12 protein-coding genes are annotated in these 16,888 nt (G+C 72.5%); 4 read left to right on the top strand and 8 right to left on the bottom strand.

Annotated elements, in window-relative coordinates; genetic code table 11:
• The first annotated feature begins 36 nt into the window (after positions 1–36).
• A complete protein-coding gene (locus tag ACFVSN_RS13820; RefSeq protein WP_387955286.1) occupies positions 37–801 on the top strand; it encodes an ABC transporter ATP-binding protein in 765 nt (254 codons plus the stop codon).
• Positions 802–859: 58 nt separating this feature from the next.
• A complete protein-coding gene (locus tag ACFVSN_RS13815; protein WP_387955149.1) occupies positions 860–3,418 on the top strand; it encodes an ABC transporter permease in 2,559 nt (852 codons plus the stop codon).
• A gap of 331 nt (positions 3,419–3,749) precedes the next feature.
• On the opposite strand, the gene efeU is transcribed toward ACFVSN_RS13815, so the two are convergent.
• The 4 genes from efeU to ACFVSN_RS13795 all read right to left on the bottom strand — a co-directional run bounded on the left by efeU (position 3,750) and on the right by ACFVSN_RS13795 (position 8,260).
• A complete protein-coding gene (gene efeU / locus ACFVSN_RS13810) occupies positions 3,750–4,577 on the bottom strand; it encodes an iron uptake transporter permease EfeU (RefSeq protein WP_380499377.1) in 828 nt (275 codons plus the stop codon).
• A gap of 34 nt (positions 4,578–4,611) precedes the next feature.
• Positions 4,612–5,913 carry an iron uptake transporter deferrochelatase/peroxidase subunit gene (gene efeB, locus ACFVSN_RS13805; protein WP_380447319.1) on the bottom strand — a complete coding sequence of 434 codons (1,302 nt, stop codon included), beginning with the start codon at positions 5,911–5,913 and terminating at the stop codon, positions 4,612–4,614.
• 211 nt (positions 5,914–6,124) lie between these two features.
• Positions 6,125–7,273, bottom strand: coding sequence for an iron uptake system protein EfeO (efeO, locus tag ACFVSN_RS13800; protein WP_387955146.1), 1,149 nt, complete (start codon positions 7,271–7,273; stop codon positions 6,125–6,127).
• Positions 7,274–7,450: 177 nt separating this feature from the next.
• Complete coding sequence (locus ACFVSN_RS13795; protein WP_387955144.1) at positions 7,451–8,260, bottom strand: ABC transporter ATP-binding protein; 810 nt, start codon at positions 8,258–8,260, stop codon at positions 7,451–7,453.
• 270 nt (positions 8,261–8,530) lie between these two features.
• Here ACFVSN_RS13795 and ACFVSN_RS13790 point away from each other — a divergent pair, with 270 nt between their 5' ends.
• Positions 8,531–10,132, top strand: a complete 1,602-nt coding sequence (locus ACFVSN_RS13790; RefSeq protein WP_387955142.1) for a M4 family metallopeptidase — start codon at positions 8,531–8,533, stop codon at positions 10,130–10,132.
• Between the two features lie 10 nt (positions 10,133–10,142).
• Here ACFVSN_RS13790 and ACFVSN_RS13785 read toward each other — a convergent pair whose 3' ends face one another.
• From ACFVSN_RS13785 to ACFVSN_RS13770, 4 genes are all read right to left on the bottom strand, one after another.
• Entirely contained in the window at positions 10,143–11,186 is a 1,044-nt protein-coding gene (locus tag ACFVSN_RS13785) for a hypothetical protein (RefSeq protein ID WP_387955140.1), read from the bottom strand.
• Positions 11,187–11,349: 163 nt separating this feature from the next.
• Positions 11,350–12,636, bottom strand: coding sequence for an RNA-guided endonuclease InsQ/TnpB family protein (locus ACFVSN_RS13780; protein WP_387955138.1), 1,287 nt, complete (start codon positions 12,634–12,636; stop codon positions 11,350–11,352).
• Positions 12,637–12,756: 120 nt separating this feature from the next.
• A complete protein-coding gene (locus tag ACFVSN_RS13775; RefSeq protein ID WP_387955136.1) occupies positions 12,757–14,223 on the bottom strand; it encodes a glycerophosphodiester phosphodiesterase in 1,467 nt (488 codons plus the stop codon).
• 306 nt (positions 14,224–14,529) lie between these two features.
• Positions 14,530–15,522, bottom strand: coding sequence for a DUF5937 family protein (locus ACFVSN_RS13770; RefSeq protein ID WP_387955134.1), 993 nt, complete (start codon positions 15,520–15,522; stop codon positions 14,530–14,532).
• 76 nt (positions 15,523–15,598) lie between these two features.
• Here ACFVSN_RS13770 and ACFVSN_RS13765 point away from each other — a divergent pair, with 76 nt between their 5' ends.
• Positions 15,599–16,543 carry an oxidoreductase gene (locus ACFVSN_RS13765; protein WP_387955132.1) on the top strand — a complete coding sequence of 315 codons (945 nt, stop codon included), beginning with the start codon at positions 15,599–15,601 and terminating at the stop codon, positions 16,541–16,543.
• The last annotated feature ends 345 nt before the right edge of the window (positions 16,544–16,888 follow it).

Here is a 16,888-nt window from a genome sequence, read left to right as displayed (position 1 = left end):
TCCGTTCCCGTCCCCTCCAGGAGTCTCCCCGTGACGATGCCCGCAACCGCCGTCCGCACCGGCCGGGCGGCCGCCCGCGCCACCGGCCTGAACAAGGTCTACGGGGAGGGCGAGACCCGCGTCGTCGCCCTGGACAACGTCACCGTCGACTTCCCGCAGGGCGAGTTCACCGCCATCATGGGCCCCTCCGGCTCCGGCAAGTCCACCCTCATGCACTGCATGGCCGGCCTCGACACCGTCTCCTCCGGCTCCTCCACCATCGGCGACACCGAACTCGTCGGACTGAAGGACAAGCAGCTCACCCAGCTGCGCCGCGACCACATCGGCTTCATCTTCCAGGCCTTCAACCTGCTGCCCACCCTCACCGCCCTGGAGAACATCACCCTCCCGACGGACATCGCCGGCCGCAAGACCGACAAGGCCTGGCTCGACCGCGTCGTCGACACCGTCGGCCTCTCCGGCCGCCTCAGCCACCGCCCCTCCCAGCTCTCCGGCGGCCAGCAGCAGCGCGTCGCCTGCGCCCGCGCCCTCGCCGGCAAGCCCGACATCATCTTCGCCGACGAACCCACCGGCAACCTCGACTCCCGCTCCGGCGCCGAGATCCTCTCCTTCCTGCGCAACTCCGTGCGCGAACTCGGCCAGACCGTCGTCATGGTCACCCACGACCCCGTCGCCGCCTCCTACGCCGACCGCGTCGTCTTCCTCGCCGACGGCCGCATCGTCGACGAACTCCACAACCCCACCGCCGACACCGTCCTGGACCGCATGCGCCGCTTCGACGCCAAGGGCCGCACCAGCTGAGGCCGCACGAACACCGCTGCGCCGACGCCCCCTAACCCACCAGGACTGACTCTCCCCCATGTACCGCACCGCACTGCGCAACGTGCTGGCCCACAAGGCCCGCCTGCTGATGACGGTCCTCGCCGTCATGCTGGGCACCGCCTTCGTCGCCGGCACGCTCGTCTTCACCGACACCCTCGGCAACGCCCTCAGGTCGCAGAACGCCAAGAGCTACACCGACATCGCCGTCACCGTCTCCGACCGGGGCGCCGTCGGCCGCGGCTACGACCACGGCGGCAAGTCCGCCACGAACGCGCCGCTCACCGAGGAGACCCGCAAGGCCGTCGCGGCCCTGCCCGGCACCGCCGACGCCCGCGGCATCGTCAGCGGCTTCGCCGGCATCGCCGACAAGAAGGGCGCGCTGGTCGGCGACGGCTTCTCGACCACCGGCACCAACTTCGTGCCCGGCGCCGACGGCACCGACCCGCGCTACCCGCTGGTCGAGGGCCGCGGCCCGAAGAACGCCACCGAGATCGCCCTCGACGCCAAGACCGCCGAGAAGGGCGGCTACCAGGTCGGCGACACCGTCCGGGTGGCCGTCAACGGCCCGGTCATGGAGCTGAAGCTCACCGGCACCCTGCACACCAACGACCCGCGCGTCGTCTCCGGCGGCTCGCTCGCCGCCTTCGACACCGCCACCGCCCAGCAGCTCTACCTGAGCCCGGGCCACTTCGCCGAGCTCGACGTGAAGGCCAAGCCGGGCACGGACGACGACGCGCTGCTCGCCACCGTCCGGCAGGCCCTGCCGCAGGGCGGCGACTTCGAGGCCAAGACCGGCCGCGCGCTCGCCGACGAGCAGGACAAGATGATCGAAGCCGGCACCAAGGGCATGAGCAAGGCGCTGCTGGTCTTCGCCGGCATCGCGCTGTTCGTCGGCATCTTCATCATCGCCAACACCTTCACCATGCTGATCGCCCAGCGCACCAAGGAGCTCGCACTGCTCCGCGCGATCGGCGCCGGCCGCCGGCAGGTCACCCGCTCCGTCCTGGTCGAGGCGTTCCTGGTCGGCCTGACCGCCTCGGTGGCCGGTCTGGCCGCCGGTGTCGGCATCGCGGCCGGGCTGCGCTCGCTGCTCAACGGCCCGATGGAGGCCAACCTGCCGGACGGCCCGCTGGTGGTCGCACCGGGCACGGTGGTCACCGCGATCCTCGTCGGCGTCCTGGTGACCGTGCTGTCGGCCCTGCTGCCCGCCATCCGCGCCGCGCGGATCGCCCCGATCGCGGCGATGAGCTCGGTCGAGCAGCCGGCCACCCAGAAGAGCCTGCTGCTCCGCAACGTGATCGGCCTGGTCCTCACGGCCATCGGCGCGGCCGCCCTGGCGCTCGGCGCCGTCGGCAAGACCGTCGGCCTGGTCGGCCTCGGCGCGGCCGTGCTGATGATCGGCGTGTTCGTCCTCACCCCGCTGCTGGCCCGGCCGCTGATCACCCTGTTCGCCCCGCTGCTGCGCGCCGTGTACGGCACGCCGGGCCGGCTGGCCAGGGAGAACGCGGTCCGCAACCCGCGCCGCACCGCCGCCACCGCCTCGGCGCTGACCATCGGCGTCATGCTGATCACCGCGCTGACGGTGGTCGGCGCCTCGGTGAACAAGGCCGTGGACGACGCCACCGCGAGCGACTCCAAGGCCGACTACACGGTCGCCATGGCGAACTACTCGATGCTCTCCCCCGACGTCGTCCCGCAGATCGCCAAGGCGCCCGGCGTCACCGCGGTGAGCGGCACCCGGACCGTTCCGGTGGAGACCGGCACGGACGACAGCGAGTGGCTGACGGCGGTCGACGCGAACACCCTCGACCAACTGGTCACGGTCAAGGTCAAGGACGGTTCGGCGGACGCCCTCAAGCAGGGCAAGCTGCTGGTGAGTTCGGGCCGCTCGGAGACCGCCGGCCACAAGGTCGGCGACGTCCTCAGCGTCACCTACCCGGACGGCGCCAAGGGCTCGCTCACCGTCGGCGGCGTCATGGAGGCCAACTCCGTGCTGGCCGGGGTCGTCGCCCCCGAGGCCGTCGTCGGCCCGCACGCCCAGCCGGGCACCGGCCCGGACAAGGTCCTGGTCAAGGGTGCCGATGGCGCGGACGCGAAGCTCAAGCAGGCGCTGCGCGACGCGACCGGCGGCAACCCGCTGATCGAGGTCAAGGGCGAGGCGGACGTGAAGAAGGAGAACCGTCGCATGATCACGGACCTCCTGAGCGTCCTCTACGGCCTGCTCGGCATGGCCGTCGTCATCGCGGTGCTCGGCGTGGTCAACACCATGGCGATGTCGGTCTTCGAGCGCCGCCGGGAGATCGGCATGCTGCGGGCGATCGGCCTCGACCGGCGCGGCGTCGGCCGGATGATCCGGCTGGAGTCGCTGCTGATCGCGCTGTTCGGCGGCGTGGTCGGCGTGGTCCTCGGGATCGTGGTCGCCTGGGCGGGCCTCAAGACGCTCGGCGACACGTTCAAGGGCATGTCGACCGTGGTGCCGCCGCTGCAGATCCTCGGCTTCCTGGTGGCGGCCGCCCTGATCGGCCTGCTGGCCGCCCTCTGGCCGGCCCGCCGGGCCGCCCGGACGGACATCCTGGGCGCGATCAAGAGCGAGTAACCGCACCGCGCGAAGGCCCTCCGCAGCGCTCAGGCGCTGCGGAGGGCCTTCGCGTTTCTCACGGCCCGCGCTTCACGGCCCGTGTTCACTGCCCGCGCTTCACGGCCGGGTGAACGCCACGCCCTGGTGCGAGGGTTGCGGCGACCCGGTCGTGAATCCGGTGGTGAACCCGGCCGGCGGGACGAGGCGTCGGACGACGTGCCGGGCGTTGACGGTCCACCCGTCAGCACGACAGTGGCAGGCATCCGGTACCGCGCTCCGTCAGCAGAACCGAACCGGCCCCGCACGGCGGCGGATTGCCGTGCGGGGCCGGTCGAGGCGAACGGGCGGGTCAGGCGGTGACGGGCTTGCGGGTCGCCTTCCCGCCGAACAGGCCGAAGAACACGGCCAGCGTCGGGACGAGGTAGCCGAGCCAGACCACCAGCTGGAGGACCGTCGGGTCCGGCTGGAAGTTGAACACGCCCTTCAGCAGCGTGCCGTACCAGCTGTCCTTCGGGATCGTGCTGCTGATGTCGAAGGCCAGGCTGTGCAGGCCCGGCAGCCAGCCCGCCTCCTGGAGGTCGTGCACGCCGTACGCGAGCACGCCGGCCGCGACGACGACGAGCATCGCGCCGGTCCAGGTGAAGAACTTCGCGAGGTTGATCCGCAGCGCGCCGCGGTAGAACAGCCAGCCCAGCACGACGGCGGTCAGCAGGCCGAGCGCGGCGCCGGCCAGCGGGTTCCACCCGTCGTCGGTGGCCTGCACGGCCGACCAGATGAACAGCGCCGTCTCCAGGCCCTCGCGGCCGACCGCGAGGAAGGCCGTGACGACGAGCGCCGTGGTGCCCATCGCGATCGCCGCGTCCAGCTTGCCGTGCAGCTCGGTCTTCAGGTGCCGGGCGGTGCGCCGCATCCAGAACACCATCCAGGTCACCAGGCCGACCGAGACGATCGACAGGCTGCCGCCGAGCGCCTCCTGGGCCTCGAAGGTGAGCTGCGAGGAGCCGAACTGGAGCACCGCGCCGAACGCCATGCTGAGTACGACCGCCGAGCCGACGCCGAGCCACACCGGCGGCAGCTTGTCCCGGCGGTCGGTCTTGACCAGGTAGGCGATCAGGATGCAGACGACCAGGCTGGCTTCGAGGCCTTCGCGCAGGCCGATCAGGTAGTTGCCGAACACGGCTGACTCCTCGGGGTGGTAGGGGTATGCGGGATCAGCCGAACAGGGCCTGGCCCCACCACTCCCCCGGCTTGCGGACGCCCGCCGGGCAGGCGAAGTGCGCGGAACCGACGTGCTGGATGTACTCGTTGAGCTTGTCGCTCGCCGCGAGCCGCTGCTGGAGCGGCACGAACGCCTTGCGGCTGTCGCGCTGGTAGGCCAGGAAGAACAGGCCCGCGTCCAGGCGGCCGAGGCCGTCGGTGCCGTCGGTGAAGGAGAAGCCGCGGCGCAGGATCATCAGCCCGCTGTTGGCGTCGGGGTGGGCCAGGGCGACGTGCGAGTCGGCCGGCATCGCCTTGAGGTCCGGGTCGTCGTGCTCCCGGGCCTTGCCGTAGGGGGCGCCCTCGCCCTTCGTGCGGCCGAAGACGTCCTCCTGCTCCTTGAGCGAGGTGCGGTCCCACGTCTCGATGTGCATCCGGATCCGCCGGGCGACCAGGTAGGAGCCGCCGGTCATCCAGTCCGGGCCGTCGCCGGGGGCCGCCCACACGTGGTCGGCCAGCCGGGCGGTGTCGGTGCCCGCGATGTTGTGGGTGCCGTCCTTGAAGCCCAGGAGGTTGCGGGGGGTCTGCTGGTCCGGCGTGGTGGAGGAGGTCTTGCCGAAGCCCAGCTGCGACCAGCGGATGCTCACCGTCCCCATCCCGATCCGGGCGAGGTTGCGGATCGCGTGCACGGCGACCTGCGGGTCGTCGGCGCAGGCCTGGACGCAGAGGTCGCCGCCGCTGCGCAGCGGGTCGAGCTTGTCGCCCTTGAAGTTCGGCAGCTCGATCAGGGCCTCGGGGCGCCTGGCCTTGAGGCCGAAGCGGTCGACGCCGTCCTTCTCGAACAGGCCCGGGCCGAAGCCGATCGTCAGAGTGAGCCGGGAGGCGGGCAGGCCGAGGGCCTCGCCGGTGTCGTCCGGCGGCGCCTCGGGCAGGCCGCTGGCGGCGCCGGTGCCGACCTCGCGGCCGCCGGTCATGGCCGCGGCGGCCTTCGTCCACTCCTTGAGCAGCTTGACCAGCGAATCGCGGGTGGCCTTCTCGGAGACGTCGAACGCGGCGAAGTGCAGCCGGTCCTGGACGGGGGTGGCGATGCCGGCCTGGTGGTCGCCGTAGAAGGGCACCTCGGCGCCCGGGGCCGCGGCGGGCGCCGGTGCGGGGTCGTCCTGCCGGGTGGCGGCGGCGACCGAGCCGACAGCGGCGGCGCCGAGCGCGACGCCCGCCCCGGCCCAGCCGATGACGGCGCGGCGGCTGACCGCGCTGCGGGGGTCGGCGTCGGCAGCGGCCGTGTCCGTGCGGTCCATCGGGTTCTCGGCGTCCATCGGCGGGCGGGCCCTTCTCTGTGCTGCTGGGTCCCACGGCTGCCGTGACGACCGGACGGGGCCGCCACGGCGGCCGTGGGGTGTGGTGAATACGGGCTGGGGGTCGGCGACTTGACGACCATCGGATGGTCGGCGGCTCGCCGACCACCGCGTGGCCGGTCGGTCGACGGCCACCGCGCGGCCGGTCACGCGCCGGCCACGGCGCGGTCGGCTACTTGACGACCACGGCGGCGGCCAGCTTCGACAGCGGCTCGCCCAGCGAGTTGACGGCGTCGGAGAAGGTCTTGCGCTCGGCCTCGGTGACCTTGTCATAGGACGTGTAGGTGCCGTCGGCATGCTTGTACTTGGCGAGCAGCGCCTGGATCGAGGCGAACTCGGAGTCCAGGGTCTTCGCGAGGTCGGGGTTCTTCTCGGCGGCGACCGGCTTCAGCAGCTCGTACGCCTTCTGCGCGCCCTCGACGTTGGCGTTGAAGTCCGCCAGGTCGGTGTGGCTGTAGCGGTCCTCCTCGCCGGTGATCTTGTTGGTGGCGACCTCGTCCAGCAGCTCCTTGGCGCCGTTGGCCATGCTGGTCGCGGTGATCTCCGCCTCGGGGATCTTCTTCTGCCAGTCCAACAGGTCGCCCACGAGCTGGTCGGCGAGCTGGTTCTCGTCGTCGCCGATCTTCCCGTCGGCCCAGAGGGACTTCTCCAGGCGGTGCCAGCCGGTCCACGGCTTGCCGGCCTCGACCTTGTCCTCGCGGGTGTCGGTCTTCGGGTCGACGTCGCCGAAGCTCTCGGCGACCGGCTCGGTGCGCTCCCAGCCGGTGCGCGAGGGGGCGTAGAGGGACTTGGCCTTCTCCACGTCGCCCGCCTTGATCGCGGCGGCGAAGGCCTCGACGGCCGGGATGGTGGCGTCGGCCTGCTCCTGCGCGTACGTGCGGTAGGCGTCGACGGCGGCGGCCAGGCGCGGGTCCGCGGAGGCGGTGGCGGCACCCTCGCCGGTCACCGTGATCTTCTGCCGGATGCCGTCGCCGACCATGCCGGGCTTGCAGGCGATCTCGTACGAGCCGGCCTTGATCTCGGCGTTGATGGTCGCCTTGGTGCCGGGGCCGATGTTCTCGCGCTCGGTGACGATCTTGTCGCCCTCGGCGTAGACGTAGACCTCGGTGGTCTTCGAGCCCTTGTTGCTGATGTCCAGGACGACGTGGCCGGCCGGGAAGGAGGTCTTCGAGACCTCGCACGCGGAGTCGGTGGCGTTGATCTTCACCGCGTCGGCGCCACCGGCCTTGTCGTCCTTCTTGTCCGCGCAGCCGGCCAGCGTCGCGGTCGCGACGGCGAGAGTGAGCAGCGCGGCTGCGGTCGTACGACGACGGGCGGGCATGACGGCTCCAACGGAAAAGGGCATGGGTGTGCCAGGGCGTGGCGAGGCGCCGACCGGGTCGGCGCCTCGTGATTAGCTAAGGCATACCTTACGTAAGATTTCCTTACCGGCGATACCCACCCCCCTGAGTCCGTCGCCTCCGGCCTCCTGAAGAGCGGCGCTTCGTCAGAGCAGCGCTCAGCTCCCCGGGGTGCGGCGGGCCGCGGCGCGGGCGGTCCAGCGGCCCTCGTGGCGGGTGATCCGGATCGGGTGGCCGAAGGTCGCGCTGATCAGTTCGGTCGTCATCACCTCGTCGACCGGCCCGGCCGCCACGCACGCGCCCTCCCGCAGCAGGAGGGCGTGGGTCGTCGTCTCCGGCAACTCCTCCAGGTGGTGGGTGACCAGCACGCTGGCGAGGTCGGGGTGCTGGTGGCGCAGCAGGTCGAGGCTGTCGAGCAGGAGCTCGCGGGCGGTCAGGTCGAGCCCGGTGGCCGGCTCGTCGAGCAGGAGCAGGCGGGGGCTCGGCATCAGCGCGCGGGCGATCAGCGCCCGGCCGCGCTCGCCCTGGGAGAGCGTCGTCCACGGGGCCCCGGCCATGGCCGTCATGCCGAGGGTCTCGATCAGGAGCTCCGCCCGCTCGACCGCCCCGGGGGCGGGCTTGCGGTGCCACTCCGGCTCGATGGTGTTGGTGGCCCCGGTGAGCACCACCTCCCGCACGGTCAGCGGCGAGCGCAGCGGGTGGCGCGGATTGACGTGCCCGAGGTGGGCGCGCAGTTCGCGGACGTCGACCCGCCCGAGCCGGCGGCCGAGCACGTCCACCTCGCCCCGGGTCGGGTGGGAGACCGCCCCGAGGAGGGCGAGCAGCGTGGACTTCCCGGCGCCGTTGGGGCCGAGCAGCGCCCAGTGCTCGCCGGGCCGGATGGTCAGGGAGATCCCGCGCAGGAGGTGGCGGCCGTCGCGGACGACGTCCACGTCCCGGGTGCGCAGCAGGGGGGCGGGCGATGTCATGCGTGCACGGTACAACCATCCCGAACGGACCGTCATGAACCGTTCACATGCTGGATCTTCACCCTGGTCAGACCCGGTCTGGATTGATCTGCACAGGACACAACTTGGCAAAGATATGACCATTCCTCTGGCCATTCATGACCGATCACCGTCAATCTCGGTCACAGCTGTTCGCGGGCCGTACTTCGCCCGAGCTTTACCGCGCGTTTCCCCAACCACGCGCGTCCCCTGCCACGCGCGTTTCCCTGTCACCACCCCACTGGAGTCAGAGTGAGCCCCACCTCCTCGTCGGCGTCCCGTCGTGCCCGCATAGCCGGTGCCACCGCCGTCATCGCCGCCCTCGTCGCCGTCACCGTCCCCGCCGGCACCGCCTCCGCCGCGCCCGCTGGACGGGACGCCGCGGTCGCCCAGGCCCGCGCCAACGTGGCCCGCAACGCCGGGGTGTTCGGGTTCGGCGACGGCCAGGACCTCGTGCTCAAGGACGTCGTCCTGGACGCCGACGGCTCGTCACACGTCCGCTTCGACCGCACCTACCAGGGCCTGCCCGTCGTCGGCGGCGACCTCGTCGTCCACCAGGACGCCCGCGGCCGCCTCAAGGACTCCACCCGCGCCGCCGCCCACGACCCCGCCGTGGCGTCCACCTCCCCGGCCGTGGCCCCGCAGGCCACCGCCGGCAAGGCGATCGCCTCCGCCCCGGGCGTCCACGACGCCGTCGGCACGCCCGAACTGGTCGTCTGGGCCGCCGACGGCACGCCCCGCCTCGCCTGGCGCACCACCGTCGCCGGCACCGGCGAGCACGGCCAGCCCGCCGGCCGGGTCGTCGTCACCGACGCCACCACCGGCGACGAGATCGAGGCCTACGACAAGGAGCACCAGGCCTCCGGCACCGGCCACTCCGAGTACACCGGCGACGTCACCGTCGACACCACCCCGGCCGCCGGCAGCGGCTACACCCTGGCGGACCCCGTGCGCGGCCACGTCACCAAGGACGCCGGCAACGCCTCCGCCGACGCCATCACCGCGGCCTCCGGCACGCCGTTCACCAGCAGCACGAACGTGTGGGGCGACGGCAAGAAGTTCTCCACCGACCGCTCCACCGCGGCCGTCGACGCCCACGCGAACACCGCCTGGACGTACGACTACTACAAGAAGACCTTCGGCCGGAACGGCATCAAGAACGACGGCAAGGGCGCCACCGTCTTCGTCCACGTCGGCACCAACTGGGACAACGCCCAGTGGTCCGACGACTGCTTCTGCATGATGACCGGCGACGGCAACGGCACCAGCGACCCCGAGCAGGTCGACCTCGACACCATGGGCCACGAGATGACCCACGGCGTCACCAGCGCCACCGCCAACCTCCGCTACAGCGGGGAATCCGGCGGCCTCAACGAGTCCACCAGCGACATCTTCGGCACCATGGTCGAGTGGTTCGCCAACAACAAGGTCGACACCCCCGACTACCTGTTCAGCGACCAGTCCACCCCGCCGTGGCTGCGCCGCTTCGACAAGCCCTCGCTGGACGGCAAGTCGGCGGACTGCTGGAGCGCCACCGTCGGCAAGCTCAACGTCCACTACTCCTCCGGCGTCGGCAACCACTGGTTCTACCTGGCCAGTGAGGGCAGCGGCAGCAAGACCATCAACGGCGTCGCGTACAACAGCCCCACCTGCAACGGCTCCAAGGTGACCGGCGTCGGCAACCAGAAGATCGCCAAGATCTGGTACCGCGCGCTGACCGTCTACATGACGTCCACCACCAACTACAAGGGCGCGCGCACCGCCTCGCTCAACGCCGCGAGCGACCTGTACGGGCTCAACAGCGCCGAGTACAAGGCCGTCGCGGCGGCGTGGAGCGCGGTCAAGGTCAACTGACGGCCGCCGCTCAGGCGGTGAACCCGACGTGGACGTGGTCGTGGTGGGTGTCGTCGGTGAAGAACTGGTTGCCGGCCCCCGGGATCGCGATCGGCCCGCCCACGTTGTACGAACCGGCGGCGGCCGCGGCCCGCATGAAGGACTCGATCAGCTGCCGCGGCGTCGCCGGGTCCACCACCGGGTGCCCGTCGATCCGCCAGACGTCGAAGGCCCGGCCCAGCGGATGGTCGCTGGGCCGGGTCGTGCCGAAGACGTCCAGCGGGTGGCCGGTGCGCACGACGCTCACCGACAGCGCGTAGGTGCCGGCCAGGCCCAGCATCGCGTTCATCACGCTGTCGTGGACGCTCCCGCTGCGCAGATCGGCGAGCGCCTCCGGCGGCAGCTCGATCCGCGGCTGCGCCAGCACCTTCGCCAGCGCCGCGGGCGGCGGCTCGGCGGGCGGGCCCGGCACGCCCGGGTGCAGGTCGGTGACGGTCCAGCGCGGCTCGGCACGGCTCAGGCGGACGTCCACCGTGACGCCGCCCCCGGCGGCCGAGCCGTCCGGCTGCCGGGTCCACTGGCGGCAGACGACGAGCACGCTCGCCGAGCCGGTCAGGATCCCGCCGTGCTGGGCGTCGATCACCTCCAGGCTCGCCTCCGGCGCGGCGGGGGCGAGCGGCCCGGCCGCGTCCGCGAGGGCCGGCGGCAGCCCGAGCGCCGCCACCCGGGCCCGCGCCGCCTCCGCCCCCTGCCCGCCGGGCGGCCACGCCCCGAGCGCGGCGACCAGCTCGACGGCGCGGCGCTTGACGTCGGGCTGCACCTCGGACGGGCCGGGCTGCCAGAGCGGCGGGTTGGGGAGGGGGGTCTGGCTGGGGCTGGGGCTCGGGCTCGCCGTCGGAGTCGGGCTCGGGCTCGGGCTCGCCGCAGAGACGGGGCTCGCGGTCGTCGAACTCGGCGCCGCCACCGGTTGCCTGCTCCCGCTCCCGCACCCGGCGGCGCCGAGCAGCAGCGCCGCCGCGCCCGCCCGCAGCACCCCGCGCCGGCCCGCCGTCCGCATGTCGTCCTGGCTGGTCACGCGCCCAGTATGCGGCGGACCGGGCCCGATCCCGTGGAGGGCTCAGCCGAGCCGGCGGATCGGGTCGCCCGCGAGGAAGGCCGCGATGTCCTCGATCGCCTCGCCGTAGTAGCGGCCGTAGTTGGGACGATCCTCGCCCCCGGGAGGGGGCGATTCCCTTCGGCTACCTTTGGGTGGCCGGTAGGGCTTCACGCGTCCGCCTCCGGCGTGGGGCCGGGACTCGCGCCGGTTTGGCGCTGCGCGTGCTGTTGGTGACCGAGCCGCCCGTCCGGCGGGCTCGGGCCTCGATCTCGACCGAGGCGTTGTGGTCGGCGTCGTCCTCCCAGCCGCAATGCACGCAGCGGAACAGTCGGCCGCAGCCGGGGCGACTGGTGGGATCGACCTTCCCACATGCGGGGTTGCCGCAGGTCTGGGAGGTGTGGAACGCCGGAACAGGAATCAGCCGGGAGCCGTACAGCCGGCACTTGTACTCCAGTTGCCGTCTGCGTTCGCCGGGCGCGTTGTCCAAAATCGACCGGTTCAGGCCGGACTTTCGGGCGACGTTCTTCCCGGGGGCGTCCAGAGTGCCCTTGGCGCTCTTGGTCATGTTCTTCACGCGCAGGTCCTCGATACCGACGAAGCCGTGGTTTTGGGCAAGGTCGGTGGTGAGCTTGTGCGTGAAGTCCAGTCGGCGATTGGCCTGCCGGGTCTTGAGCCTGGCGATCTGGGCCATGGTGCGGCGCAGCCGGTTGGAGTACCGGCCTCCATTGTGCCTCTTGGCGTGGGTGAGCTGGCGGGCCTTCTTTCGCTCCAGGTGTGTGAGACGGGCCTGTTCGGCCTTGTTGAGGGTGGGTGGCATGAGGCGGGGCTCGGTCTCGGTGGAGACGAACGCCGAAGCCGCGACCCCGAAGTCCACCCCACATCCTGGCCTGCCGTTCGACGCGTCAGGGATCCGGCCTGTGTGAACGCCGAAGGAGACGTGCCATCCAGTCCCGTCCCGCGACACGGTGGCATTGCGAATCGTGCCGCCCACGGCGCGGGAGAGCCGGAAGCGGACCCATCCGAGCTTCGGGAGCCTGACCTCGGCCCAATGTCGGCTGAGCTTGCGAACCTCGATGTACCGGCCCTTGAACGGAATGCCCATCCGATGCCCGCGCTTCTTCCGCGCGGGGAATCCAGCCGGATGGTCGGGGTTCCAGAAGTTCAGGTAGGCCGCGTCCAGGTTCGCCAGCACCCGCTGACCGCACTCGGACGGCAGATCTGCCATCCAGTCCAGCTCGGAACGGGCGATGGCGAGTTCACGGCACTGTGCGGATCCCATCAGGGTGATCCTGCGCTGCCGCCAAAGGTAGCGGCGCTGTTCCAGGGCCACGTTCCACAGGGCACGGCAGGTGTGCCCCCACCGGGTCAGGACCTCCTCCTGCCCCGCGGTGGGGTACAGCCGGTACCGACGCCCCATGTCAGCCTTCACGGAGATCACCGTATGCAAAGCGCATTTACGACTGTCAATCAGAAGATCTGAACTGGTAGTAGAAATGCGTTCTGCTACACATTCACGTCGTTCTTGTAACCGATCACGCCTACCTGCTGGTCAACTTCGCCAGGCCGCGTTCCAACCGGCCAGCTCCGCCGGGCGGTTGGTGATGATGCCGTCCACCCCGGCCTCCTCCAGCGCCTTCCAGCGGGCCGGCGCGTCGACCGTCCAGACGTTCACGGCGACGCCGGCGGCGTGCAAGTCCTTGACCACTCCGGGGCGCGCGGCGAGGGCGTCGTCCGACGGGTTGTAGGCGGTGAGCCCGAGGTCGCGCGCGGTGGCGACGGGATCGGGGTCGAGCTCGGAGCGCAGCAGGCCGAGGGGCAGGTCGGGCGCGAGCTCGCGGGCGTAGCGCAGGGCGTCCACCTGGAAGCTCTGCACGAAGACCCGGCCCGTCATGCCGTGGTCGCGGACCTCCTTCACGATCCGGGCGACCTCGTCGCGGGTGTGCGGCCCCTTGATCTCCAGGAGCAGGTTGCCGCCACGGGTGCGCAGGTCCTCCAGCTGGGCGGCGAGCGTCGGCAGCCGGGTGCCCGCGTAGGCCGGGGCGAACCAGGAGCCGGCGTCGAGCGCGTCCAGCTGGGCGGCCGTCAGGTCGCGGACGCGGCCGGTGCCGTTCGTCGTGCGGTCCACGGTGTCGTCGTGCAGGACGTACGGGACGCCGTCCCTGCTCGGCTGGACGTCGTTCTCGATCCACTGGGCGCCGGCCCGGCGGGCGACCTCGTCCGAGACGAGCGTGTTCTCCGGCGCCGCGGACGACCCGCCGCGGTGCGCGAACACCGTCACCGGCGTCCCGGCCGGACGGATCCACGCGTTCGGCGCGAGCGCCGTCACCTTCACCGCCGCGAACGACACCCGCGCGCCGTTCACCAGCAGCGCCTGGCCGCCGTCCGCACTGCGGGCCAGCCGGGTGGTGCGCAGCGCCTCGTGGCCCTCGAAGATCCAGCGGGCGCTGGTGCCGTGCACCTCGACGGCGATCCGCACGTCCCGGCCGGTGGTGGCGGCGGACGGTGCGGCGGCGGTGTCGGTGACGTTCCACGTGTCACCGGTGGTGCGCCGGGCGAACTCCAGCCCGTTGCCGGCCGTGCTGCCGGAGCGGACGGTGGCGATCGACCACGGCGTCGTACCGGCGGCGGGGACGTCCAGGCCGAGGGCCGTCCAGCGGGTGGCGTCCTGGACGGTCTCGAAGCGGGCGGTGGCCTCCAGCCGGAAGTCGTCCAGGTGGCGGCCGAAGGTGATCCGGCTCTGCCGCGCCCCGTCGGCGGAGCTGCCGACCAGACGGCCGTTCTCGACGCGCCAGTCGCCCTCGACGGGGTTCCACCCGGCGGGGAGGCCGGGGCCGGCGAAGCTCTCATCGACGACGACGTCGCCGGGGCTGCTCGTGCTTCCCGTGCTGCTCGTCGGCACGGCCGGCGCAGCCGGGGCGGTCAGGGCGACGGTCCCGAGCCCCAGGGCCGCCGCGACCAGCGCGGCGACGAGGCCGGTCCGTCGACGGCGGGCGGCGGCTTGCCGACGTGGTGTCATGTACAGCACGCTACGCGCGGCCGGCGAATGCGCCCCGAAGAAACGGGGAACCTGCCGTGACGATTGGGCTTTTCGTAGGTTTTTCGCAGGCATTCCACCCGCTTTCCACCCCTGGCGTCGAGCCCCTCGGTTCGCCGGACCGGACGGGTCGGGCACGACTCACCCCCGACGTCGCCCGGGAACCACATCGGGATGCGGCACCCACGACTCGGCGCCGACCTTCGGCCACGCAGCCACCACGGCCTCGCCCGGGCCTCGCGCCGCCCACCCGGACACCGCTTCGCCACCCACCCGACCACCTCCGCCTCACGTCAGTGGCGCCAGGACCGCCTCCGCCGAGGCCGTGCGGGCGTACAGCACCGAGCGGCCCGCGCGGTGGGCGCTCACCAGGTGGGCGTCGCGGAGGGCCGTCAGGTACTGCGAGACGGCCGCGGGCGACAGGCCCGTACGCCGGGCGAGGTCGGTGGTCGACGCCGGGGCGTCCAGTTCGACGAGCAGGAGCGCGCGGGAACGGCCGAGGACGGCGGCGAGGGCCGCGTTCGGCGCGGCGGGCCGGGCGGCCCACAAGCTGCCGATGCCGCGCGCCGGGTACGCGAGCTGCGGCGGGTCCGGCGGCGCGACCCGCATCAGCGGGCCCGGTCCGGTGAAGGCCGAGGGGATCAGCAGGAGGCCCGCCCCGGACGTCCGGCGGTCCAGCGGCTTCGGGCGGCGCTCCAGCCGGAGCGTGTCCCGCGACCAGCGGACCTCGGCGTGCAGGTCGTTGAGCACCCGCGCCGCACCGTGTTCGGCCACCTGCCGGGCGCGGTGCAGGACGTCCGCGTCCAGCGCGGCGCGGACGCGCGCCCAGTACGGCGCGAGCGCGACCTTCCAGTACGCCTCGAACGCCTCCGTGAGCCGCGCGAGGCCGGCCGGCGGGTCGGCGTACAGGGCGCGCAGCCGGGGGCCGCGGCCGCCGCCGTACTCCCGCAACCGGTCGAGGTCGCGCCGTACCCGCTCGGCCGGCGTGGCCCGGATCGCGGCCAGTTCCTCCGCGAGCGTGGGCGCCGGGCCGGCCGGGGCGGGGTTGACGAAGTCCGGCACGTACCCCGCGGGCGGCACGATCTCGGTGAGCCAGCCGCGCAACGGCCCGACGGCGGCGAGCCGGGGCCGCACCTGCTCGACCCACGGACGGTGCACCGGGTGGGCCCGGCCGGACGCGAGCAGGCGAAGGCTCGGCCCGAGCTCCCACATCGGCGAGACGGCGAAGCGCATGCTCGCCAGATCCCCCACCGTGAACGACAGTTCCGTCTCCACGGCCATGTGCGTCCTCCCGTACCCGTCCATTGGATTCGCACATTCCCGAATCATTGGCGATCAGGCTAGCCCGGATTCGATCATGTCGACCATGACTCCCCACATGACGCCCGACACCTCGGTGACCACCGTGCACGCCTCCGCCGCCGGCACCTGGACCCTCGGCGACCGCGCCGTCCACCGGATCGGCTTCGGCGCCATGCGCCTCCCCCAGACCGGCCCCGCCCTCACCCCGCACGCCGTCCCGCGCGACCGCGACCAGGCCGTCGCCGTCCTGCGCCGCGCCGTCGAACTCGGCGTCAACCACATCGACACCGCTGCCTTCTACTTCTCCCCGCTGCGCTCCGCCAACGAGCTCATCAACCGCGCCCTCGCGCCCTACCCCGACGACCTCGTGATCGCCACCAAGGTCGGCCCCGCCCGCGCCCTCGACGGCACGTGGGCCGAACACGCCCGCACCCCCGAGGCCCTGCGCGCCCAGGTGGAGGAGAACCTCCGCCAGCTCGGCCGCGACCACCTCGACCTGGTGAACCTGCGCGTCCTCGGCGCCGACTCCATCGCCGAACGCTTCGGCGCCCTCGCCGAGTTGCGCCGGGCCGGACTCATCCGCCACCTCGGCCTCTCCAACATCCGCCCGCACCACCTGGCCGAGGCCCGGGAGATCGCCCCCGTCGTGTGCGTCCAGAACCCGTACGGCATCGGCGCCGCCCCCGCGCAGGACGAGGTGCTGCGCCTCTGCACCGAGCAGGGCATCGCCTTCGTCCCCTTCTACGCCATCGCCGGCGCCGGCCGCGAACATGGTGCCGGCGCGAGCACCGGCGAGCCGCCGCAGGTGGAGGCCGTGGCGAGGGCCCACGGCGCGAGCACCGCCCAGGTCCGCTTGGCCTGGACCCTCCACCGCGCCCCCAACGTCCTGGCCATCCCCGGCACCGGCGACCTCACCCACCTCACCGAGAACATCGCCGCCGGCACCCTGCACCTGACCCCCGACGACCTCACCCTCCTGAACACCGCCCACCAGGCCTGACACCACCCGAGAAGTCGCCCCACCCGACTTCCCACGCAGCCGGTCATTCGCTCCCGGCACCCGGCCCCCGGCCCCCGGCCCCCGCAAGCACCCCGCGTGGAAGGTCGCCCCCGCACCCAACATCAGAAGTCGACCCGCCCGACTTCCTGCGCACACCTCCGAGCCAACGCCACAGCCGCGCAAGGAATCGGGGGCCACGGTCCCGCACCCGCCGCATCCCAGAAGCCGGAAGGACACCGCGCAGGGGCGGCGCGTGCGACTTCCCACGCGCGGAACACGCCACCGTCCAACACCAGAAGTCGGCCCGCTCGACTTCCTGTGCACGCCCCTGGCCCAACGCCACAC

It is taken from the genome of Kitasatospora sp. NPDC057904 (assembly GCF_042887925.1).
Lineage (GTDB): Bacteria > Actinomycetota > Actinomycetes > Streptomycetales > Streptomycetaceae > Kitasatospora.
Note: the sequence above shows the minus strand (reverse complement) of the source record. Positions and strands in the feature narration are given on the sequence as shown.

Excerpts from the sequence above, each read along its gene's own strand:
- ACFVSN_RS13820 (WP_387955286.1), top strand. The coding sequence starts at position 37 with ATGCCCGCAACCGCCGTCCGCACCGGCCGGGCGGCCGCCCGCGCCACC.
- ACFVSN_RS13815 (WP_387955149.1), top strand. The coding sequence starts at position 860 with ATGTACCGCACCGCACTGCGCAACGTGCTGGCCCACAAGGCCCGCCTG.
- efeB (WP_380447319.1), bottom strand. The coding sequence starts at position 5,913 with ATGGACGCCGAGAACCCGATGGACCGCACGGACACGGCCGCTGCCGAC.
- efeO (WP_387955146.1), bottom strand. The coding sequence starts at position 7,273 with ATGCCCGCCCGTCGTCGTACGACCGCAGCCGCGCTGCTCACTCTCGCC.
- ACFVSN_RS13795 (WP_387955144.1), bottom strand. The coding sequence starts at position 8,260 with ATGACATCGCCCGCCCCCCTGCTGCGCACCCGGGACGTGGACGTCGTC.
- ACFVSN_RS13775 (WP_387955136.1), bottom strand. The coding sequence starts at position 14,223 with ATGACACCACGTCGGCAAGCCGCCGCCCGCCGTCGACGGACCGGCCTC.
- ACFVSN_RS13770 (WP_387955134.1), bottom strand. The coding sequence starts at position 15,522 with ATGGCCGTGGAGACGGAACTGTCGTTCACGGTGGGGGATCTGGCGAGC.
- ACFVSN_RS13765 (WP_387955132.1), top strand. The coding sequence starts at position 15,599 with ATGTCGACCATGACTCCCCACATGACGCCCGACACCTCGGTGACCACC.